Source organism: uncultured Lactobacillus sp. (assembly GCF_902491705.1).
GTDB lineage: Bacteria > Bacillota > Bacilli > Lactobacillales > Lactobacillaceae > Lactobacillus.
This window is the reverse complement of the sequence record NZ_CABUIW010000040.1, coordinates 1-19896: the sequence shown is the minus strand read 5'-3', so window position 1 is coordinate 19896 and position 19896 is coordinate 1. Positions and strand designations below refer to the sequence as shown.

24 protein-coding genes and 2 other annotated features are annotated in these 19896 nt (G+C 36.4%); of the genes, 3 read left to right on the top strand and 21 right to left on the bottom strand.

The window, feature by feature from the left end:
- Positions 1 to 127 precede the first annotated feature (127 nt).
- The 5 genes from greA to RDN22_RS08005 all read right to left on the bottom strand — a co-directional run bounded on the left by greA (position 128) and on the right by RDN22_RS08005 (position 5640).
- Positions 128 to 604, bottom strand: a complete 477-nt coding sequence (greA, locus tag RDN22_RS08025; RefSeq protein WP_308557325.1) for a transcription elongation factor GreA — start codon at positions 602 to 604, stop codon at positions 128 to 130.
- 79 nt (positions 605 to 683) lie between these two features.
- The gene (pheT, locus tag RDN22_RS08020) at positions 684 to 3098 is read right to left on the bottom strand and encodes a phenylalanine--tRNA ligase subunit beta (protein WP_308557324.1); all 2415 of its coding nucleotides are present in this window, start codon (positions 3096 to 3098) and stop codon (positions 684 to 686) included.
- A gap of 3 nt (positions 3099 to 3101) precedes the next feature.
- On the bottom strand, positions 3102 to 4151 hold the full coding sequence (gene pheS, locus RDN22_RS08015; RefSeq protein ID WP_308557323.1) for a phenylalanine--tRNA ligase subunit alpha: 1050 nt from the start codon (positions 4149 to 4151) through the stop codon (positions 3102 to 3104).
- 38 nt (positions 4152 to 4189) lie between these two features.
- Positions 4190 to 4397, bottom strand: a binding site (T-box leader).
- Positions 4398 to 4435: 38 nt separating this feature from the next.
- Entirely contained in the window at positions 4436 to 4786 is a 351-nt protein-coding gene (locus tag RDN22_RS08010; protein WP_308557322.1) for a helix-turn-helix domain-containing protein, read from the bottom strand.
- Between the two features lie 86 nt (positions 4787 to 4872).
- Complete coding sequence (locus tag RDN22_RS08005) at positions 4873 to 5640, bottom strand: RNA methyltransferase (protein WP_308557321.1); 768 nt, start codon at positions 5638 to 5640, stop codon at positions 4873 to 4875.
- An 88-nt stretch (positions 5641 to 5728) separates the two neighbouring features.
- On the opposite strand from RDN22_RS08005, the gene RDN22_RS08000 reads away from it, so the two are divergent.
- Both RDN22_RS08000 and yidC read left to right on the top strand, forming a co-directional pair.
- On the top strand, positions 5729 to 6001 hold the full coding sequence (locus RDN22_RS08000; protein ID WP_308557319.1) for an acylphosphatase: 273 nt from the start codon (positions 5729 to 5731) through the stop codon (positions 5999 to 6001).
- Positions 6002 to 6040: 39 nt separating this feature from the next.
- Complete coding sequence (gene yidC, locus RDN22_RS07995; RefSeq protein WP_308557318.1) at positions 6041 to 7006, top strand: membrane protein insertase YidC; 966 nt, start codon at positions 6041 to 6043, stop codon at positions 7004 to 7006.
- 40 nt (positions 7007 to 7046) lie between these two features.
- Here yidC and RDN22_RS07990 read toward each other — a convergent pair whose 3' ends face one another.
- The 9 genes from RDN22_RS07990 to RDN22_RS07950 all read right to left on the bottom strand — a co-directional run bounded on the left by RDN22_RS07990 (position 7047) and on the right by RDN22_RS07950 (position 14423).
- A complete protein-coding gene (locus tag RDN22_RS07990; RefSeq protein ID WP_308557316.1) occupies positions 7047 to 8633 on the bottom strand; it encodes a HAMP domain-containing histidine kinase in 1587 nt (528 codons plus the stop codon).
- On the bottom strand, positions 8611 to 9327 hold the full coding sequence (locus RDN22_RS07985; protein ID WP_308557314.1) for a response regulator transcription factor: 717 nt from the start codon (positions 9325 to 9327) through the stop codon (positions 8611 to 8613). The genes RDN22_RS07990 and RDN22_RS07985 overlap by 23 nt, the downstream gene beginning before the upstream one ends.
- A gap of 153 nt (positions 9328 to 9480) precedes the next feature.
- Complete coding sequence (locus RDN22_RS07980; RefSeq protein WP_308557312.1) at positions 9481 to 10032, bottom strand: YceD family protein; 552 nt, start codon at positions 10030 to 10032, stop codon at positions 9481 to 9483.
- 1 nt (position 10033) lies between these two features.
- A complete protein-coding gene (locus RDN22_RS07975) occupies positions 10034 to 11185 on the bottom strand; it encodes a nucleotidyltransferase (protein WP_308557310.1) in 1152 nt (383 codons plus the stop codon).
- A gap of 5 nt (positions 11186 to 11190) precedes the next feature.
- A complete protein-coding gene (rsfS, locus tag RDN22_RS07970) occupies positions 11191 to 11538 on the bottom strand; it encodes a ribosome silencing factor (RefSeq protein WP_013438398.1) in 348 nt (115 codons plus the stop codon).
- A gap of 11 nt (positions 11539 to 11549) precedes the next feature.
- Positions 11550 to 12152: a bis(5'-nucleosyl)-tetraphosphatase (symmetrical) YqeK gene (yqeK, locus tag RDN22_RS07965; protein ID WP_308557308.1), complete on the bottom strand. Its 603-nt coding sequence runs from the start codon at positions 12150 to 12152 to the stop codon at positions 11550 to 11552.
- Positions 12133 to 12786, bottom strand: a complete 654-nt coding sequence (locus RDN22_RS07960; protein WP_308557306.1) for a nicotinate-nucleotide adenylyltransferase — start codon at positions 12784 to 12786, stop codon at positions 12133 to 12135. Before RDN22_RS07960 ends, yqeK begins: the two co-directional genes overlap by 20 nt.
- A 10-nt stretch (positions 12787 to 12796) precedes the next feature.
- Positions 12797 to 13906 (bottom strand): ribosome biogenesis GTPase YqeH, encoded by a 1110-nt coding sequence (yqeH, locus tag RDN22_RS07955; protein ID WP_308557304.1) that lies wholly within the window; start codon positions 13904 to 13906, stop codon positions 12797 to 12799.
- The gene (locus tag RDN22_RS07950; RefSeq protein ID WP_308557302.1) at positions 13899 to 14423 is read right to left on the bottom strand and encodes a YqeG family HAD IIIA-type phosphatase; all 525 of its coding nucleotides are present in this window, start codon (positions 14421 to 14423) and stop codon (positions 13899 to 13901) included. The genes yqeH and RDN22_RS07950 overlap by 8 nt, the downstream gene beginning before the upstream one ends.
- A gap of 141 nt (positions 14424 to 14564) precedes the next feature.
- Here RDN22_RS07950 and add point away from each other — a divergent pair, with 141 nt between their 5' ends.
- The gene (gene add, locus RDN22_RS07945; protein WP_308557300.1) at positions 14565 to 15557 is read left to right on the top strand and encodes an adenosine deaminase; all 993 of its coding nucleotides are present in this window, start codon (positions 14565 to 14567) and stop codon (positions 15555 to 15557) included.
- A gap of 51 nt (positions 15558 to 15608) precedes the next feature.
- Here add and rplT read toward each other — a convergent pair whose 3' ends face one another.
- The 7 genes from rplT to RDN22_RS07910 all read right to left on the bottom strand — a co-directional run.
- The gene (gene rplT / locus RDN22_RS07940) at positions 15609 to 15965 is read right to left on the bottom strand and encodes a 50S ribosomal protein L20 (protein ID WP_308557298.1); all 357 of its coding nucleotides are present in this window, start codon (positions 15963 to 15965) and stop codon (positions 15609 to 15611) included.
- Positions 15966 to 16005: 40 nt separating this feature from the next.
- Complete coding sequence (gene rpmI / locus RDN22_RS07935) at positions 16006 to 16206, bottom strand: 50S ribosomal protein L35 (RefSeq protein WP_005719899.1); 201 nt, start codon at positions 16204 to 16206, stop codon at positions 16006 to 16008.
- Positions 16207 to 16227: 21 nt separating this feature from the next.
- Positions 16228 to 16761: a translation initiation factor IF-3 gene (gene infC, locus RDN22_RS07930; RefSeq protein ID WP_308557327.1), complete on the bottom strand. Its 534-nt coding sequence runs from the start codon at positions 16759 to 16761 to the stop codon at positions 16228 to 16230.
- Between the two features lie 26 nt (positions 16762 to 16787).
- Positions 16788 to 16898: a sequence feature (ribosomal protein L20 leader region), on the bottom strand.
- Positions 16899 to 17013: 115 nt separating this feature from the next.
- On the bottom strand, positions 17014 to 17562 hold the full coding sequence (locus RDN22_RS07925; protein ID WP_308557294.1) for a hypothetical protein: 549 nt from the start codon (positions 17560 to 17562) through the stop codon (positions 17014 to 17016).
- Between the two features lie 98 nt (positions 17563 to 17660).
- Entirely contained in the window at positions 17661 to 18089 is a 429-nt protein-coding gene (locus RDN22_RS07920) for a DUF3021 domain-containing protein (RefSeq protein ID WP_308557292.1), read from the bottom strand.
- Entirely contained in the window at positions 18086 to 18520 is a 435-nt protein-coding gene (locus tag RDN22_RS07915; protein ID WP_308557290.1) for a LytTR family DNA-binding domain-containing protein, read from the bottom strand. The genes RDN22_RS07920 and RDN22_RS07915 overlap by 4 nt, the downstream gene beginning before the upstream one ends.
- A gap of 674 nt (positions 18521 to 19194) precedes the next feature.
- The coding region (locus RDN22_RS07910; protein WP_308557288.1) for a group II intron maturase-specific domain-containing protein at positions 19195 to 19896 on the bottom strand (702 nt) is incomplete at its 5' end.

Below are 19896 nucleotides of genomic sequence, written 5' to 3'. Positions count from 1 at the left end.
GAGTAAGGCTTAGTTTCATATACTCAAAATTCTGATCAAAGAGAACAAATATCATGCCTTTCATTTGACTTATTACCACATGACTATTAGCAAAAAGAGGGGTAGTTACCTACCCCTCTTTTATTTACTAAGCTTCAACCTTGTTAATTACAACGTCAAATTGGCCACCAGGAGTGGTAATTGATACTGTTTCACCCTTCTTCTTACCAAGCAAAGCTTGTGCGATTGGTGAATCGTTTGAAATCTTGCCGTTCAATGGATCTGATTCATCACTACCTACAATAGTGTAGGTTTCTGGATCATCTGTACCAACTTCAGTATAGGTAATAGTTTTACCAACTGAAACTTCATTTGGATCAACACTGTCAGCATCAACAACTTGAGCATACTTAAGCATGTCTTCAACTTGTGCGATTCTGTCTTCTACGTGACTTTGTTCATCCTTAGCTGCATCGTATTCAGAGTTTTCTGATAAGTCACCGAATGAACGAGCAACCTTAATACGTTGGATTACTTCTGGACGTTTAACTAACTTTAAATTCTTTAATTCTGCTTCAAGTTTTTCTTTACCTTCAGCAGTCATTGGATAAGATTTTTCAGCCATATTTTTTAACTCCTAAGAAATAAACTTTTCTTTGCACTGATCAATGATATTGGTTTACACCACTAAAGTCAACCTTTAACTAACGTACTTTAACATCAAGATCATTTTCTAATCCAGCGATGATCTTGTCCATTGCGTTATTAACAACCTTATCAGTCAAAGTATCCTTTCTGTTCAAGAAGGTCAAGTTGTAAGAGAAGCTCTTCTTGCCTGCAGCAATGTGACTGCCTTCGTAAACATCAATTACCTTAAGGTCAACTAAGTACTTACCAGCGTTAGACTTAATTACGTTTTCAACTTCTAAGTTAGTTACTTCTTTATCTACCAAAATTGAAAGGTCACGTTCAATTGCTGGGAACTTAGGTGCAGGGACTGCAGTCATACCCTTAGTAAGCATTGGAATAATTGCATCAAGATCAATTTCGTAGCCATAAAGTTCTGCACCGCGAAGTGCCTTATCAGATAAAGTTACAGCGTGAGCAATCATACCGATCATACCAACGTATTGCTTATCAATGTAAATACCAGCAGTTCTAGTTGGGTGCATACCAGTGATGCCTTCAGCCTTATAAACTACCTTTTCAGGGTCGATACCAACTGCAGTAAACAAGTTAGTCAATTGACCCTTAACGAAGTAGAAATCAACCTTTTGAGTTAAGTGTTGCCAGTTTTCAGCGAAAGTATTGCCTGAGTATAATGCTGCAAGGTGTTCATGTTCGTTGAAGCTGCCGCCATCGTGATCATAAACACGACCTTGTTCAAACAATGCTAATTGGGTTTGCTTTCTAGCAAAGTTGTAGCTAGCTGCATCAACTAAACCAGTCATCAAATTTTGACGCATTACTGAACGACTTGAGTTCAAAGGCCATTGAACCTTAACGATTTCCTTAGGATCTTTAGTGTAACGTACTGCCTTTTCAGGTGAAGTCAATGAGTAGGAAATTGCTTCCATTAAGCCTTGACCTTCTACAATTGCCTTCATGCGGCGCATCATTTCTTCTTTTTCTGAGTAGCCACCGTGAGTTTCTGCCAAAAGTGGTTGAGTAGACTTCAAGTTATCGTAACCATAGATACGACCAACTTCTTCAACCAAGTCAGCAGGAATTGAAATATCCCATCTTCTATTTGGAACATGAACAGCAATGTTATCGCCGTCTTGGTCTACTGTAAAGCCTAAACGATCAAAAATCTTGATCATTTCTTCAGCACTAATTTCTGAGCCTAAAACGTCGTTAATGTGTGAGACAGTAGTCTTGACAACAACTGGTTCACGCTTAGTGTCAGTAGCCTTAATAATGCCTTCGTCAACTGTAGCTTGTGCATCGTTTCTAAGCAAAAGAGCAGCCATATTAATTGCCTTTTCAGTAGCATCCCAGTTAACGCCCTTTTCGTAACGGCTTGAAGCTTCAGTACGGTTAGCGTGACGTAAAGCAGCTTTTCTTACTAAAGTTGGGTCAAAAACAGCTGATTCAAGAATTACATCAGTAGTTTCTGAAGTGATTTCTGAATTCAAACCACCCATGACACCAGCCATCATAACTGGCTTTTCACCATCAGTAATTACGATATCATTTGGATCAAGGTCAACTTCCTTTTCATTAAGCAAAGTCAACTTTTCACCCTTGTTAGCTAATCTAACTTCAAGTTTGCCATTTTCAAAAGTTTTAGCATCATATGCGTGCATTGGTTGACCAGTTAAAAGCATAACGTAGTTAGTTACGTCAACTACGTTGTTAATTGGACGAATGCCTGCATTCCAAAGACGTCTTTGCATCCAAAGTGGTGAGTCTTGAATCTTAACACCAGTCAATTTACGTAAGTAGAATTTTGGAGCTAATTTTGGATCAACCTTAGCATCAAGGGAATCAGTCCAAGCTGGGCCATCTTCCTTTAAAACTACATCTTCAACCTTAGGCTTTTGATCAACAATTGCACCAACTTCATATGCAGCACCTTCCATACCCAAAGTATCAGCACGGTTTGGTGTGATATCAAAGTCCAAAATGTAATCATCCATGCCTAAAGCTTCATAGACATCTTGACCTGGCTTAACATCTGCATCTTCTGGGAAGACATAAATACCATCAGCAAATTCTTCCGGCACAACAGAGTCGTTAAAGCCAATTTCTTGCAAGCCACAGATCATACCGTAGCTTTCCATGCCGCGAATCTTACCCTTCTTGATCTTTTCGTTGCCAGCAATTCTAGCACCGTGAAGAGCAACAATTACCAATTCACCAGCATCAACATTAGGTGCACCACAAACAATTTGAAGTGGCTCATCTTCGCCAACATCAACATGAGTTAAGTGAAGGTGGGTACCTTCAACGCCCTTACAATCAAGAACTTTACCAACAACTAACTTCTTAAGGCCTTCTTCTGGGTGCTTAACGTCAGCAATTTCAACACCTGTACGAGTGATTTTTTCAGCTAAAGCATGAGGTTCTTGATCTAAATTAAGAAAATCTTGTAACCAATTGTATGAAACTAACATTTATTATTTTTCCTCCTTGCGGAATTGTTCCAAGAAACGAACATCGTTAGTGTAGAAGTCACGGATGTCGTCGATACCGTATTTCAAAATTGCAAAACGATCAAGTCCTACACCGAAGGCAAAACCACCATAAACGTTTGAATCAACGCCAGCATTTTCCAAAACATTAGGGTGAACCATACCAGCACCTAATACTTCGATCCAACCAGTGTATTTACAAATTGGGCAACCTTTACCATCACAGTTAAAGCAAGATACGTCCATTTCAACAGATGGTTCAGTGAATGGGAAGTAACTTGGACGTAAACGAGTTGCTCTGTCTTGACCAAAGACATGCTTAGCAATCATTTCAAGCGTACCCTTTAAATCGCTCATAGTAACATGCTTATCAATTACTAAACCTTCCATTTGCATGAATTGGTGTGAGTGAGTAGCGTCGTCATCATCACGACGATATACCTTACCTGGTCCAACCATCTTAAGTGGACCCTTTGAAAAGTCATGCTTTTCAAGCACACGAGCTTGGTCACCTGAAGTTTGAGTACGAAGCAAGTCTTCATCATCAATGTAGAAAGTAGCTTGCATATCACGAGCTGGGTGATTCTTTGGTAAGTTCATCATTTCAAAGCAGTAGTGGTCTGTTTCAATTTCAGGACCTTGTACTACTGTATAACCCATACCAATAAAGTAGCTTTCAAGATCATCCAAAATAATGTTGATTGGGTGCTTTGAACCCAAGTGGCCTTCACGACCTGGCAAAGTAACGTCAATCTTTTCTTCTTCAAGGCGCTTAGCTAAAACAGCCTTAACGATTTCTTCTTTTGCGTTATCTAATTGAGTGTTAAATAAATCACGCAATTCATTAACTTTTTGACCAACTTCGCGTCTGTTTTCTGGTGCAACATCACGCATTGAGTGCAAAATTTTAGTTAATTCACCTTTACGACCAACAAGTTCAACTCTTACTTCATTTAAAGTTTTCTCGTCAGTAGCTTTATTGATTTGCTTGAGTCCTTCTTCATGAAGCTCTTTTAACTTATCAAATAAGTCCATTAATTCTTTCCTTTCAAAACAAAAAAGCTCCGTCCCCAAATAGGGACGAAGCGTCGCGGTACCACCCTAGTTTGGACATAATATGTCCACACTTAAGTTTTCGATAACGGTGAAATACCGGAATTGATTAGATTCTACTCCCAAGATGAAATTCACAACTTGCTTAATTATCTTCTCTTTCAGCTTATTAAAGAAGACTCTCTGTTTAAAAGCAATATTGTTACTAGTCTTGATCTTAGTAATTACCTAATATAATATTTCTTTTTTGGAATTCTTGCAAGCCCTTAGGCCCACTTATCTGCCCAATCGTGAACTTGATCAAAGACTGGCTTAAGATCTGCGCCCTTTTTGGTCAAGCTATAGGAAATGATGCCTGTATCTTGGTTAACGCTGCGTTTTACAATATCGTCTTTTTCTAGTTCCTTAAGACGTTCAACCAAAACTCGATCAGAGCAGGCCTCAATGCAGCGAGCCAGGTCTTTAAAACGCATATCCTCTGTATCACATAACGAACTAATAATTAAACCGTTCCACTTTTTGCCAATTATTTGAAAGGCATTAATAAAGTGATGACACAATTCATAATCTTCTGGTTTACAAGGAGTTGACTCCTTTTTTTCTTTAACTTCTTGCATAAATAATTCTCCTATTCATTGGTATAATTCCAGTAAAAATATTATTATACATCTATTATAGAAAAACTACTTACTAATTACAAGCGTTAAGCAAAATGGTAAATCATAATACCAGCAGCTACAGCAGCATTGAGTGATTCAGCTTGTCCCTTAATTGGGATATATAGCTTTTCATCACTTAAACTAGCGATTGTAGAGCTAACGCCATGAGCTTCATTTCCGATAATCAATGCTAATTGTGGCACTTTTTCAAAGTCTTGTAATTGCTTAGCTGACTTATCGAGCATGCTGGCATATACAGGAATAGCTGAATCTTGAAAATCAGTAATAACATCAGCTAAATCACGTTTAATCAAGTCAATGTGGAATTGACTTCCTTGCATTGCTCTTTGTGTCTTAGGATTATATAAGTCCGCACTTTCTGGAGATAAAACAACACCATCAAAGCCAGCAGCATCTGCAGTTCTAATGATAGTTCCCACATTGCCAGGATCTGCAAGATTGTCTAACAAAACCCATTTACCATAATTAAATGGGAATTTCTTAGGTTGATCAATCTTCAAAACCATAAAGATTTCTTGAGAATTCTTAGTGCTACTTAAATGGCGAGCAATAGCTTTGTTGATCAAAATTACATTTTTACCACTTAAATCAACATCATAGTCACTTTCTGCTTTATCAAGAGCTTCTTCAGTTCCTAACAAATATTGATACTTCTTTTTAGACTTTAAAGCTTCTTCAAACAAGTGAAAGCCTTCAATTAAGTAGAGATTTTCTTCATCACGATACTTTTTTTGCTTTAATTTAGCTAACTTTTTAATCGTTGCATTATTTACTGAACTAATTTGTTGCATATTCTTCTCCTTTTTGCTTCTATTTCCATTATAGAGGATAATGATGACTAGAAAAAAGATAAAATTAATTGAAAAAGAGGCATTTATTATGGAAACTAGAAAATTAACTGTTTCAGGCGTAGTTCAAGGTGTCGGCTTTCGCTGGAGCACCCAAATGCTCGCTCAAAAAATGGGCATCCCTGGCTCAGTAAAAAACAATTCTGACGGCACAGTAACTATCTTTATTCAAGGCGAACCAGCCGAACTTGATCGCTTCACCCAAAAGCTGCCATCTGCATCCGGTTTTGCTCATATTGAAAACATTGATCAAGAATTGACTTCAAATGTGGAAAAGATGCATAGCTTTAATGTATTATATTAGAGATACATTTTATATAGAAACTAAGTGGTGATTATTTTAATGAAAAAAATAAAGAAATATACAGGAGTACTCGCTCTTTTAGTAGTAACTACTCTTGTATTAAGTGCTTGTGGTGCAACTAACAATCCCAACGTAGCACCACACAGCGGTATTTACGGTTGGGTTTACTTATGGCTTGGACGACCATTACAAAATATTATGATCCAAACTGCCCACATGATCGGCGGCGCGAACGGTGCCGGTTGGGGTATTGTGATCATTACCTTTGTCGTTCGTCTTATCTTGATGCCTCTTATGCTTGTTCAACAAAATAAGAGTGTTCGTCAACAAGAAAAAATGGCTCGTCTGCAGCCACAAATGAAGCTCATTCAAAATGCAATGAAGCATAAGGGAATTACCCCTGAACAACAAATGACCTTGTCAGGTTGGCAAAGAGAGCTATATTCAAAGAACGAAGTTTCATTAACTGGTGGTATGGGATGCCTTCCTTTGATTATCCAGTTGCCTATTATGTGGGGAATTTATCAAGCGGTATTCTACTCACCACAATTAGCTCATTCAACTTTCTTTGGCATTTCTCTTAGCCAAAAGTCAGTAGTTTTGGCAATTATTGCAACTGTCTTTACAGTTATTCAAGGTTACATCTCATTGATCGGTATTCCTGAAGAACAAAAGAAGACCATGCAATCAATGATGATTGTTAACCCAATTATGACTTTATTCTTCAGTTTGTCATTCTCAGGTGCCTTAGCTTTATACTGGGCTGCCGGTAACTTGGTAATGATCATCCAACAATTAATCGTTACCTTCATCCTTACACCTAAGGTTAAGAAGCACATTGCTGATGAATTAAAGGAAAAGCCTGTTGAAGTAGTTGTTACTAAAGAAAAAGTTAATGACCTGTTCAGTGAAAATACTGAAAACAGTGCTACTAACAAAGCTAAAAAAGAATTGCACCAAGATTTACGTAACCGTAATAAAGGTAAGCAACAACGAAGAAAATAGTAAAAAAATAAAAGCTGGGAGAAATCCAAGCTTTATTTTTTTACTTCAAAATGCCATCAGGCACATCATTTTTATGTTTTTCTTCTTCAATCTTTCTTAATTTAGCAGCACGCTTTTTAGAAAGAACTGGGAAGACCATCTTGAATTGACCGCCTTGACCAACTACTGAGTCAACACTAATTTCACCTTTATAGCTATCAACTAACTTTTGGGCAATTGACAATCCCAAGCCATTACCACCCTTTTCACGGGTTCTAGCCTTATCTACTCTATAGAAGCGGTTAAAGATCTTCTTTTGATCTTCTGGCGAGATTCCTTCACCGAAGTCCTGCACCATGATGCTGACTTCTTTTTTGGTTACACCAGCAGAAACATTGATCTGCTTACGATCAGTTGAGTATTTAATCGCATTATCAATTAAAATTACAAGTAGCTGTTCAAGGTGACCATGATAAATTTGCACTTCTGTATCTTCAGGCAAATCATCTTCATCAAGTTGAATCTTAAAATCGGGATAAACCATTGCTAAGTCAGAAACAACTCGACGTACCGTCTCATTAACATTGGTTATTTCATATGGATACTGAACGTCAATTTGTTCAGCTCTAGTTAAATCAAGCATTTCTTGAATCAAATGCTTCATTCGATCAGCTTCCTGCAATGAGGCTTTGATCGATTCATCCAAAATTTGTGGATCATCCTTACCCCAGCGCTCAAGCATGTTCAAATGACCTTCAATTACAGCTACAGGCGTACGCAATTCGTGAGAAACATCACCCACAAATTGCTTTTGCTGTTCAATATAGCTCTGCATTCGATCAAGCATTTGGTTAATCGAATTAGCAAGTTCTGCCAATTCATCATTACGATCCAGTTTCTTAATTCTGGCTTCACTATTAGGATCGGCATTAACTTCTTTAGCCACTTTGGACATCGTCTTAATTGGTCTAACTACGTTTATTACCAATAAATAAGAAATGGCTACAAACGCAATAATTGCGATAATTGAAATTATCAGCATCCAGTGAAGCAAGTTGCTCATCAAATGGTTATAATATGTCATTTCATTTGAAACGACAACATAACCCGTCAATTTATTGTTAACGGATGAATAAATCTTTTGGTAAGTTAACAGAACCTTTTGATGCTTCTGCTCAACCTGTACAATTTTTCGCTCCCCTTTAAATGACCTGAACTTAGGTGTTGAATCACCATTTGTAAAGACAACTTCATTATGTTTATTATAAACAGCCACATTAATATCAGGGTTTGATATTAATGAAATCAAGTTGTCACTAAAGGCATTATTTCGCGTATCTTTACTACTAATTGCAGGTCCACCTTTTAAGATTCTTCTTGTAGATGGCGAAAGCGACGGAATAACATTGGAAATCTCTAATTCATCTGGTATAGAACTCAAAGTACGATCGAGCGTAACAACCACATTATTAGATGTTTCCTCTTGTTGATTCATTGATTGTTTACCAACGACTTGATAAACCACAACTGAAAATAAGACAAAAGAGACCGTAATCGTCAATGCAACGATACTTACCCATCGTACTACTAACGATGAATGTTTGGTCTCCTTCTCTTCTTCTTTTTTATTCTTGATCATCATCTTCATCTCTTACCATGTATCCGGTACCACGTACCGTCTTGATGTAAGATGGTTGACCTGGTACATCGATCTTATTACGCAAGTAACGAACATAAACTTCTACAACGTTAGTTTCGATATTTGATTCAGGTCCCCAAATCTTGTTTAACAATTGATCACGACTAACAACGTTGTTCTTGTTTTCAATCAACGTCATCAATAAGTTGTATTCACGTTTAGTTAAATCAATTGCCTTACCATCACCACGGTGAACAATTCTGTTAGCAGTTTCGATTGTTAAATCCTTGAACTTAACAATCTTTTGCTTAGCAACAGTTACCTTAGAAGCATCCTTTTCAATCTTTACACGACGCAAAACAGCGCGTAAACGTGCAAGAAGTTCTTCGATAGCAAATGGCTTAACAATATAATCATCAGCACCATGATCCAAGCCAGATACACGGTCAATTACGGAGTCACGCGCAGTCATCATAATAATAGGTGTAGTCTTAACTTGACGTACACGACGAGCGATTTCCAAGCCGTTTAAATCTGGGAGCATTAAATCAAGTAAAATTGCGTCAAAGTCTTGTTCAAGTGCGTCATCTAAGCCTTTACGACCGTTGTTTTCTACTACAGTTTCATAATTTTCATGTTGTAATTCAAGCTCTACAAAGCGAGCTAAGTTCTTTTCATCTTCAATAATCAGAATTTTTGCCATGTTATCTCAGTTCCCCATAGATCAATTTGTTTTTCAATACTAATAAATTAATTAAAAAATGTTTTTATAATTAAAGGATACTTTAAAAATCGTTCTAAAACAAGATTAAAAAACAATCAAAGTTAAATTTCTTTGATTGTTTTGATAATTCTGTTACTCTTTTTTGTCGTCTTTATTATCAAGTAAAACCTTCAATTTTGCAAAAGCTGGGTTAACCTGATTCTTCTTTCCTTCTTCAAAGGCAGATTCAGAAACAACTTCCCAACCTTTGCCTTCTGGGAAAATGTTCTTTTCTTTTTCTTCCGGAGTCAAAATAGTAGTTGGAATATTCAGCAACATATTATCTTCAACAGCAGTTTGCAAATCAATAACGTCATTATCAACTTGCACAATAGTATCATTATCTTCTAATTCTTCTTTTGTAGGTTTACGATCAATGTAATTTTCTACAAAAGTAAAATCTTCTTGATAATCAACTGGCTTTAAACTTCTGCTGGATGGAACTGTTAAATCAGCTGTTACATGAAAATTGCCAGTTACAAATGGTTCTTGATAGAACAAATCACCTGATAGATGCACGTTCTTAGCATCGATCAATAATTCTTTGCTTCGTTTAAAAAATTCTGGTCGCATCTCTACATCACGTTCAATATGAGTAAGTGGCTCAGAAGAGTTTGCGATTTTAGAAAAACTAATTTCTAACATATTACACCTCGATTGGACGTCGACCAAAGTTTTGATCAACACCCATTATTTGTTCAAATAAACGATCAGTTCTAACTTGAAGTGCAAGAGATCCATCTTTTGCACTTCTTTTATCAACTTTAGAAATAATTTCAGTTTGGAAATTCTTTCGATTTTGCTTTAAAAACTTACGCCCCGTCTTGCTAAAACCAAGTAGCATTAGTGATTCATGGTTAAAGCTAGCAATCATATCATCTTGAGTGACATTTAATAATGTATATAAGCTCAGGCGGCGCAAACGAGAATAAGTATATCTCTTGGACTTTATTCTACGTAAAAATTCCGTGAAATCGCGTGATAAGTGAATTTCTTGCTTCATCTTGTATTCCAAACCTTCACTCATTTGATAAATCTGACGTAATTCTTGAAGTGAAGAAGATTCAATGCGATATTTCAAAAATGGATACAACAAATTCCAGTTTGGATATACCTTTTGTTTGCTTAAAATTTCGGCTTCTGCTTTAGGCATCCAGTATTTCAAGTTGCTGGTGTCTTCTCCGTGCAAAAGCAAGTTACGAATAGCACTGGCACTTTGCACTACGCCGCTGCGTTGCAATAAGTCATCGTGACCTGCGCCGATTCGGTTGATGGGATGCAAGTTTAAAGGAGAGCCCAAGTTGTGATTAGCCACAGCATATGCCAAACCTAAAATAGCATTAGGTTGATTAATTTCATGGCCCACTTCTCGAGCTACCATTTGATTATATTGGGTTGAATAGGTCTGACTATAATCCTTGAAATCCATATGATTTTGTGGGATTTCCGCAATCTTGCTGCCAAGATATGCGAAATTCAAATTAGCATCTTCAACCCCAAATACTAAATCTGTGACGCCTAATTTAGATAATTGTTCAATATTTCCTAATGAAAATAAGTCAGCTGGCTCAACTGCTGTAGAAAAAGGCGTTTCAAATACTAAATCAGCACCGGATTGCAGAGCAGCTTTAGCTCGATCCCATTTGCTCATAATTGCCATTTCACCACGTTGGACATAATTGCCTGACATGATTACTACTATAGGATCATTTTTTGCAATTAAACGAGCTTGATTTAGTAAAAATTCGTGACCACTATGGAAAGGATTAAATTCTGAAATAATCCCCACAACGCTCATTTTTATTAGTCTTCCTTTAATTCAACTTGTTTACCATTAGCCCAAAGTTTTTCAAGGTTGTAAAACTCACGTGCTTCTTTGGTAAAGATATTAACTACTACATCCCCTAAATCGACTAAAAGCCAGTTAGAGTCTCTAGTACCTTCAATACGGTAATCAGTGTAGTTATTTTGGTGAGCTTCATCTACGATTGAGTTAACAATAGCGTGAAGTTGACGGTTTGAACCTGCACTGGTAATTACATAGTAATCAGCTAAAATACTGATACCGCGCATATCGTATGCTTCAGTATCTTCACCGTGACGATCGCTAATAGCTTTAGTAGTAAAATCTAAAATTTCTTGACTAGTCAAATTTTTTCTCCTTATTTTTTATTATTAGTACTCCAAACATTATATGCTTCTATAGTGCGTGGATAAATTCTATTTCTCTTTTCAACTAAAAATTCAAGAGTATGTGCTAATTGATAGCCTACTCCTTCATCAATATTGGCATAAGTAATTTTGCGTGCCTTATCTACGCCAGAAAAATCACGTCCTGGTTCGATATAGTCTGCCATAAAGACAATCTTATCCAGCATTGTCATCTCAGTATCACCAGTTGTATGACGACGGACTGCTGTTAAAATTTCGGAATCTCTGATCTTTAAATCTCTTTCAATAAAGTATGTACCAACAATGCCATGCCAAATTGCTCGATTCCAGTTAAGCAAGTCTTTATCGAAAAATTGCTCTTTAATTACTTTTCGATATTCTTCAACTGGAACTTGCTTGGCATAATCATGTACAAATCCAGCAAGTGCTGCCTTATCTTCATCATAGTGATTCAATTTTGCAAGTTTACGTGCAGTTTCACTTACACGAACGCAGTGTTCAAAGCGTTTTTTATCCATATTAGCTTTTTCTTTAGCAATAATTTCATCACTAGATAATGGTGAATAAGTCTTTTTAAATGTTAGTTTCGTCAAGGTAAAGCCCCTTTTCTTCAATATACTTTCTAACTGGTTCTGGTACCAAGTATCTAATTGAAGTGCCAGTAGCCACGGAGCGACGAATTGCAGTTGAACTCAAACGAATATCTGGTGCATCAACCCAAATCATTGGATATTGTGGGTCTTGTGGATAGCCAGGACGACGGATGCCGACTAGCGTAACCATCTTAGCCAAAGTTGGTGCTTCTTTCCAGGTATGGAAACTGTTTACCTGATCGCTTCCCATGATTAAATAATAATCATTCTGTGGTGCTTTTTCTTTTAGATAGCGCATTGTATCTACCGTGTAAGAAATGCCGCCACGGAACAATTCAAGCAACTTAACTCTAAACTTAGGATTATCACGAGTTGCTAAATCAAGCATTGTTGCTCTGTCTTTAGCAGATGTTAATGGAGCGTTTTTATGAGGTGGAATATTGTCTGGAATAAACCATACTTCATCTAAACGCAATTTAGTCATTGCTTGTTCAGCCGCAACTAAGTGAGCGATATGTACAGGGTTAAAAGTACCACCCATAATACCAATTTGGCGGCCTTTGCCATTTTCACGTTCTAATTGAGCTTTAACTTCAGCAGCAGGTGCTTTTTCAATACATTTTGGATTTACCATACGAAAACCTCTAAATCAATGCACGACGAATTCCTAAACCAATACCATCTGGTGTGTAAGTCTTAACAACGCATCCCTCTGGAACTGTAACAAAACCAATTCCACCAAATAAAAGATCACTCTTATACTCTGTTCTAAATTCTTGACCTTTAAGTGGTGCCAAGTGATCATCCTTTGAAGGTGGAGCAAGTAGTTCACCTTTATGCTTTTCATAAAAAGCATCGGCATTAGCAGTCTTAGTACGGTGAACATACATGCCACGCGCCACATAAACTGTAAAGCTAGTTGATTCACCCTTTAAAAAGTCAATTCTGCCAAGGCCTGCCAAAAATAAGGTATTGCCTGGCATCAATTGATAAGTAGCTGGCTTAAGCGGCTTCTTAGGTGAAATCAATTCCAAGTCTTTTGCATTCAAATGCGTTGCCAATTGATTATCATTCATGATTCCTGGTGTATCAATCAAAAAGTGTCCATTTTCTAGTGGAATTTCAATTCGATCTAAAGTTGTACCAGGAAAACGTGAGGTGGTAATCAAATCTTGGATATCACCCATCATATCAATGATAGCATTGATCAAAGTTGACTTACCAACATTGGTTGTGCCGACGAAATAAACATCCTTATCTTGTGATTGTTTATTAATGTAAGCAATTAAGCTTTCCAAATTTACTTTTCTCTTAGCTGAAACTAAGAAAATTTCTTTTGGATAAAGACCCATGCGGTTAGCTTCTTGTCTCATCCAATCCTTAATCTTACTTTGTCTAGAATTTTTAGGGAAAAGATCAAACTTGTTTCCTACCAAGATAAAATCATTTTTACCGACAAAACGCTTCAAAGAAGCAAGTAAAGAATTAGAGAAGTCGAACAAGTCAACTACGTTAACTACTAATGCCTTCTTTTCAGACAATGAATTAAGCAATGCCAAAAAGTCATCATTGTTTAAATCGACCGGCATAATTTCATTATAGTGACGCAGTCTAAAGCACCGTTGGCAATAAACTTCTGCGTTTTCTTCATTTCTTGCTTTGTCCAGTGCGCTCTTAGGCAAGTAACCTGCCTTTTTAGGATCATCTGATTGAAGCACTGCCCCACAACCAATACAAATAATGTCCTCATCCATTTTGCAAAGTCTCCTTAAATGTTACTCGATGCGATAAACCAAGAAAGAAAAAGATAATTTTTTCAAAGAAACGATTAATTCGGGTATTCCACTTATCCGTTTCAACAAGCGGCTTAACCAATACTGTTTTAACTCCAGCAAGGTTTCCAGCTTGCATATCGGTTATCAATTGGTCTCCTACCATCATTACTTGATCTTTGGTGAGATGCATTTCTTCACGTTTGCGAGTAATTGCAAATGGCAACGGCTTACGTGATTTAGCTACGAAATCAATATGATATGGATCAAGTACTTTTCCTACACGCTGAGCATTATTATTGGAAATGACAACCAATTTAATATTTGCCTTGGCTAATCGCTTATTTAATTTGTCCATCTCTTTAGCAGTTTCAAACTTGTTCCAGGCAAGGAGTGTATTGTCTAGATCTGAAAAAACTGCTTTTATTCCCATTTCGTTTAATTTCTGGGGGTCCAGATTATAAATAGTATTTATTGTATATTTTGGTCTAAATAACATATAAACTCTCCATTTTTTATCACTCTCTATAATATCAAAAATGTGTTTCTATTAGAAATTTTTGTTTCAAACTTATTAATAAGTGGTACAATACTAAACAATTTAACCTATTTCATCAATTTTTATCAGAAAGGAATTTGAATGAGAAAGTTTATTGATTTACACCTTCACCTGGATGGTTCGGTACCTGCAGAAACTGTTAAAAAATTAATGCAGGAGCATCATTATCCTGCATTAAGTGATGACGAATTACGTGAGGAACTATCCGTTGATTCTAGCTGCAAGAGCCTTGATCAGTTTTTAGAAAAATTTGCACTGCCAAATAAGTTAATGCAGACTAAGCACGATATTCAAACGATCGTTTATGATCTATTAACTGAATTAAAAAATCAAGGCTTGGTCTATACAGAAATTCGATTTGCACCGCAGCTCCATACCAAAAAAGGTTTAACACAAGAAGATGCCATTAATGCGGCAATTGATGGACTAAATCAATTTTTGAATGATCAAGATTCACAACCTGAATTACATGCCGGATTTATTCTCTGCTTAATGCGATTTGCTGATAATCAAGAAGAAAACAGAGAAACTGTTGAATTAGCCAAAAAGTATTTAAATAAAGGCGTCGTTGGGCTGGACTTAGCTGGTGCTGAAGGACCAATTCCTAATATCGAATACAAGCCATTCTTTGATCGAGCAAAAGAATTAGGCGTGCCTTACACAATCCATGCCGGCGAAGCTGATGGTCCTGATTCTATTCGTCAAGCATTAGCAATGGGTGCTAAAAGAATTGGACACGGAATTCGTTGCACAGAAGATCCTGTATTAACAAAAGAGCTTATCAAAAAGCAAATCATCCTTGAATGTTGCGCAACTTCAAATATGAACACCAAGGCATTTGATCAAATTGATTCATATCCAATTAAGAAATTGCTGCACGAAGGGATGAAAGTTACTCTTAATTCTGACGATATGACGGTTTCAAATACTAATTTGCCACATGAATATAAACTACTTGAAACAAAAACTGATTTAACGCCAGAAGAAGAAACAACACTCTATCTCAACGCGGTTGACGCTGCCTTCACTACACCTGATGAGAAAATAAGATTAAGAGCTTTAATTCAAAAATAGTAAAAAATAAGAGGTTAGGATTTTTTCCTAGCCTCTTATTTTTTTGAATTATTAGTTCAATGCCTTCTTAGCAGTTTCTGCTAATTGTGCAAAAGTCTTTGAATCGTTGTAAGCAATATCTGCTAACATCTTACGGTTCATGTCAACACCAGCTAACTTCAAGCCGTGCATTAACTTAGAATATGAAATATCATTTTGTCTTGCAGCTGCGTTGATACGAGCAATCCATAACTTTCTGAATTCGCTCTTACGTCTTCTACGGTCGCGGAATGCGTACTTGTATGAAACGAATAATTGAGTGCTTGCAGCCTTAAATTGCATGTGCTTTGCGCCACGGTAACCCTTGGCAAGCTTCATGACCTTCTTACGACGTTTACGTGTTACTGTTCCACCTTTAACTCTTGGCATTTAAATTTCCTCCTACTATAGTCTTTTCAAGAACAAATAATTAGTGCATTTGAGCAACCATTTGCTTGATACGCTTCATGTCACTCTTTGAAACCATAGCAGCTTTTCTCAAGTGACGACGTTGCTTCTTAGTCTTACCGTGGAAACGGTGACCAGTAAATGCGTGGTGACGCTTCAAACCACCATTTGCAGTTCTCTTAAAACGCTTAGCAGAAGCGCGGTGTGTTTTCATCTTTGGCATATTTCTATTTCCTCCAATTAACTACTTTTTATTTTTGTCCTTTTCACTCTTAGGTGCGAGCATTAAGAACATTGAACGACCTTCCATCTTAGGCTTGCTAATTACATTAGCAATATCGGAAGTGGATTCAGCCATCTTCTCAAGTACTTGTTGACCTAATTCCTTATGAGTGATGGCACGACCTCTAAAGCGGATTGATACACGAACCTTAGCTCCTTCTTTAGAAATAAACTTACGAACGTGCTTCAACTTCGTTTCGAAGTCGTTGCCTTCAATTGTTGGACTCAAACGAATTTCTTTGACACTAACTGTCTTGGACTTCTTACGGGATTCCTTAAGCTTCTTTTGTTGTTCGAAGCGGTACTTACCGTAGTCCATGATACGTGCTACAGGTGGCTTAGCGTTTGGTGAAATCAAAACAAGGTCAAGACCAGCATCGCTTGCACGACGTAAAGCTTCCATCTTGTTTACAACACCAATTTGCTTACCATCTTCATCAATTAAACGAACTTCGCGAGCGCGAATTCTATCGTTTAAGATTAAACTTCTTGGTATAACTGTTCACCTCCGTGTTAATTTCGAGGACAAGAAAAAGGCGGGATAAGTATCACCCGCCTTTAATCAACAGAAAATATCGATCAGCCCAGAGGTTAATTAACTTAGGCGAGAAGCGGGAGCTTCTTCTTGTTCTCAACTAGTAGTATACTCGCTTAAGCCATGTGCGTCAACAAAATATTACAATTCTTTTCAATAAATTGAAGTGCAATAGGCATAATTAAATACTACTTATTATCGATTTTTCTATTCTTATTTCTTTGCAGTTCTAACAGTTACCTTGCTAGTAAATGGATATACGATACCGATGATTTCATCGCCACTTGTGTTACCAGTTAAGAATTGTGCGTATACTTTCTTACCGTTAATGTAAGCAGGACCAGTTGAAACTGGAGATTGGCCATCCTTAGCAACCACTTGATATACAAGGTTAGTAACAATCTTATAAGAACCATTCTTCAAGTACTTACCCTTGTAAAGTTTACCGCCTCTGTAAAGCTTTTGACCTGCAGTACCTCTATACTTCAAAGTCAAGAATTGATTAGAAACAGTTCCTGGTACATCTTGTTCGAGACCATTTTTAGCATCTTTCTTCAATGTACTAGTTCTGAATTTTCTACCCTTTTTAACAGTAACTTTTAGAGAGTTATTGAAATCAAATCCTGAATCATTAAAAGTATATTGTTGCATGATGTCTGAACTTGCATCAGCTGAGACAGTACTTTCAGTCAAAGTTGCAACTGGAGCTGCAGCAAACAAAGCTGCAGCAAAAAGTGTAGCTAATTTAAAACGTTTTTTCATATGTATTCCCTCCAAATAAATAATCAAATATATGATTACAATTTATAATTATAAAGAGTTTAGAGGGATTTGAAAATAAAAAAATAACATTTCATTTGCTAATTTTTCTTCTTCAGTTTTTCATTAATTTGCTTAACTTCATTCAATAAGTTAAATATATAAGCTCCATAAGCAATGATATACATGATAATGAATTCTCCAATTATTGTTGCAAAATTCATCTCGGCAAATTGGAAGCCACTTAGGTAGAAGTTGAATACCACCCATGCACTCAGAAAAATGAAGAAATTAATTACAATTTGCTTTCTTAAGGACCATTGATCTTTCTCAAAGACAAATCTTGCTAAAGAAAAGAACACACCAATTAAAAATGATGCTAAGACCCAAAATAAGAAGTCTGAAACTGAAATTGTTGAACCTTTTAGATCTTCAAAATGGATTGACGCTAAAATTTCTACTACTAGCCAAATCATCCCAATACTAATTCCGATTAAGCCACTAACTAAAAATTGCCCTACTTTTTTCATAATCCAAGCCTCTCTTTCAAATCTTTGATTTTCCTACGCGAAATCTGGATTCGTAATCCATTTTTCAATACTGCATCAATATTTCCTGTACTGATAACTTCAAGATGATCAATGAAATGATAATTAATAATCGTCCCTCTAGAAGCTGCAATGAACTCCCCAGGCAGAACCTCTTTTACTTGATACAATCTACCTCTAAAAATGTAGCTATCGTGCTCTGTGCAAATCAGAGTCTTTTGATTTTCTACTTGAATTGCGAAAATCTGTGAAAATTTGATTACATAAGCATCCCCATCTTGATAGCCCCACAGAAAGTCCTGCTCTTCCTTTAATTCTTTAGTAATTTTCCTAACTTTATCAGTCATCTTTTTCAACCAGAACTCGGCTTTTTCTTCTGGCAAACCGGGATCGATATTAAGTTTAACCTTCATTTTTCTGCCCTCCTTTTTTATTTGATTATTAGTATACTTACTCCATTCATCAAAATCATAAAAATCCAGTAAACGGCATATATTTAACGGTGAGTGGTAATTTTTAGTAAAAAAATACCTCATAACTATCAGACCCTCCAGTCTAACAGTTATGAGGTTAACTCAAGTTATATTTTATTATTACTTGGTAATAATCCAGCCATCTTGTTCAAGTAAATTCTTAGCGTCTTTAATTGTTAATTTGTGCTCTGCGAAATGAATATTGTTTGATTTTACTTGTTTTTCTAATACATCTAGCATAATTATCACCTTTAATTCCTTATTGCCTCTATCCCCATCGGCATCTTTATAATAACACTCTATATTATAAAGTAAAGGCCACAAATGCCGTCATACCGGTATTTTAGAATTTCTATACTAGCATATAAAATAACACATTTTCGCCATTATAATATTCAATAATATAAATTATATATAATATAAATCTTAAAAATCAGATAAAGATTATACTTTAAATTGCGTTTGTATTATAAAAAATAAACTAAAAAATTTTTTATTTTATTTTTTATCTATTCAAAAATATATTTTGTAATAGAGTAGAAAGAACTTATTAGTTCGTCCCTCTCATTGCACCGGACGTACGGTTCCGTATCCGGCGCTACATTTGTATTTCTTTAACGAGTTAAATAGTATTCCAGCGGATCGACCAAACCTGGGCGATCCGCTTTCTTTATTCCTAATACTTTAGGACTAAGCAGATAATTTATTATATGACCTGTACTTCTTCTGTATAAGCCAAGTCGGGTATTTGCGGTTTTATGAATATCCTCATCCGTAAAGTTGCACTTAAACAGTTTGTTTATACGCATTAGATTAATATATATTCGTCTTGGCTTTTTCCATTGTTTAACGATGACTACCCGAATTTTGTGCCTTAACCATTGACCAAATTCTGTTATAAAAGTTTTCATGCCGCCAATACAGAAATAATTAATCCACCCTCTGACTACTTGGTTTACTTTAGTAAAGACAGACGACAAAGGATGAGCGGCTGCTTTTCTCCTGCTCAAGATTAGCTTAATTTTATCGTAGAGCTTCTGCTTACGATCATCGCCAGGTTTACATTGCCACTTATCTCCAGTCTTGAAGAAAGTGAAACCCAGAAAGTTGCTCTTAGTTGGTCGAACCACTTTAGTTTTAGTGGCGTTGACTTTTAAGAATAACTTTCTTTCTAGCCATGACGAGACTGATTTCATTACCCGGTCTGCGGACATTTTACTTTTCACAAAAATATTGCAGTCATCGGCGTAACGGACGAAGCGCAAACCTCTTTGTTCCAATTCCTTATCAAACTTATCTAAGTAAATGTTTGATAA

Excerpts from the sequence above, each read along its gene's own strand:
- greA (WP_308557325.1), bottom strand. The coding sequence starts at position 604 with ATGGCTGAAAAATCTTATCCAATGACTGCTGAAGGTAAAGAAAAACTT.
- pheT (WP_308557324.1), bottom strand. The coding sequence starts at position 3,098 with ATGTTAGTTTCATACAATTGGTTACAAGATTTTCTTAATTTAGATCAA.
- pheS (WP_308557323.1), bottom strand. The coding sequence starts at position 4,151 with ATGGACTTATTTGATAAGTTAAAAGAGCTTCATGAAGAAGGACTCAAG.
- RDN22_RS08010 (WP_308557322.1), bottom strand. The coding sequence starts at position 4,786 with ATGCAAGAAGTTAAAGAAAAAAAGGAGTCAACTCCTTGTAAACCAGAA.
- RDN22_RS08005 (WP_308557321.1), bottom strand. The coding sequence starts at position 5,640 with ATGCAACAAATTAGTTCAGTAAATAATGCAACGATTAAAAAGTTAGCT.
- RDN22_RS08000 (WP_308557319.1), top strand. The coding sequence starts at position 5,729 with ATGGAAACTAGAAAATTAACTGTTTCAGGCGTAGTTCAAGGTGTCGGC.
- yidC (WP_308557318.1), top strand. The coding sequence starts at position 6,041 with ATGAAAAAAATAAAGAAATATACAGGAGTACTCGCTCTTTTAGTAGTA.
- RDN22_RS07990 (WP_308557316.1), bottom strand. The coding sequence starts at position 8,633 with ATGAAGATGATGATCAAGAATAAAAAAGAAGAAGAGAAGGAGACCAAA.
- RDN22_RS07985 (WP_308557314.1), bottom strand. The coding sequence starts at position 9,327 with ATGGCAAAAATTCTGATTATTGAAGATGAAAAGAACTTAGCTCGCTTT.
- RDN22_RS07980 (WP_308557312.1), bottom strand. The coding sequence starts at position 10,032 with ATGTTAGAAATTAGTTTTTCTAAAATCGCAAACTCTTCTGAGCCACTT.
- RDN22_RS07975 (WP_308557310.1), bottom strand. The coding sequence starts at position 11,185 with ATGAGCGTTGTGGGGATTATTTCAGAATTTAATCCTTTCCATAGTGGT.
- RDN22_RS07960 (WP_308557306.1), bottom strand. The coding sequence starts at position 12,786 with ATGGTAAATCCAAAATGTATTGAAAAAGCACCTGCTGCTGAAGTTAAA.
- yqeH (WP_308557304.1), bottom strand. The coding sequence starts at position 13,906 with ATGGATGAGGACATTATTTGTATTGGTTGTGGGGCAGTGCTTCAATCA.
- RDN22_RS07950 (WP_308557302.1), bottom strand. The coding sequence starts at position 14,423 with ATGTTATTTAGACCAAAATATACAATAAATACTATTTATAATCTGGAC.
- add (WP_308557300.1), top strand. The coding sequence starts at position 14,565 with ATGAGAAAGTTTATTGATTTACACCTTCACCTGGATGGTTCGGTACCT.
- rplT (WP_308557298.1), bottom strand. The coding sequence starts at position 15,965 with ATGCCAAGAGTTAAAGGTGGAACAGTAACACGTAAACGTCGTAAGAAG.
- rpmI (WP_005719899.1), bottom strand. The coding sequence starts at position 16,206 with ATGCCAAAGATGAAAACACACCGCGCTTCTGCTAAGCGTTTTAAGAGA.
- RDN22_RS07925 (WP_308557294.1), bottom strand. The coding sequence starts at position 17,562 with ATGAAAAAACGTTTTAAATTAGCTACACTTTTTGCTGCAGCTTTGTTT.
- RDN22_RS07920 (WP_308557292.1), bottom strand. The coding sequence starts at position 18,089 with ATGAAAAAAGTAGGGCAATTTTTAGTTAGTGGCTTAATCGGAATTAGT.
- RDN22_RS07915 (WP_308557290.1), bottom strand. The coding sequence starts at position 18,520 with ATGAAGGTTAAACTTAATATCGATCCCGGTTTGCCAGAAGAAAAAGCC.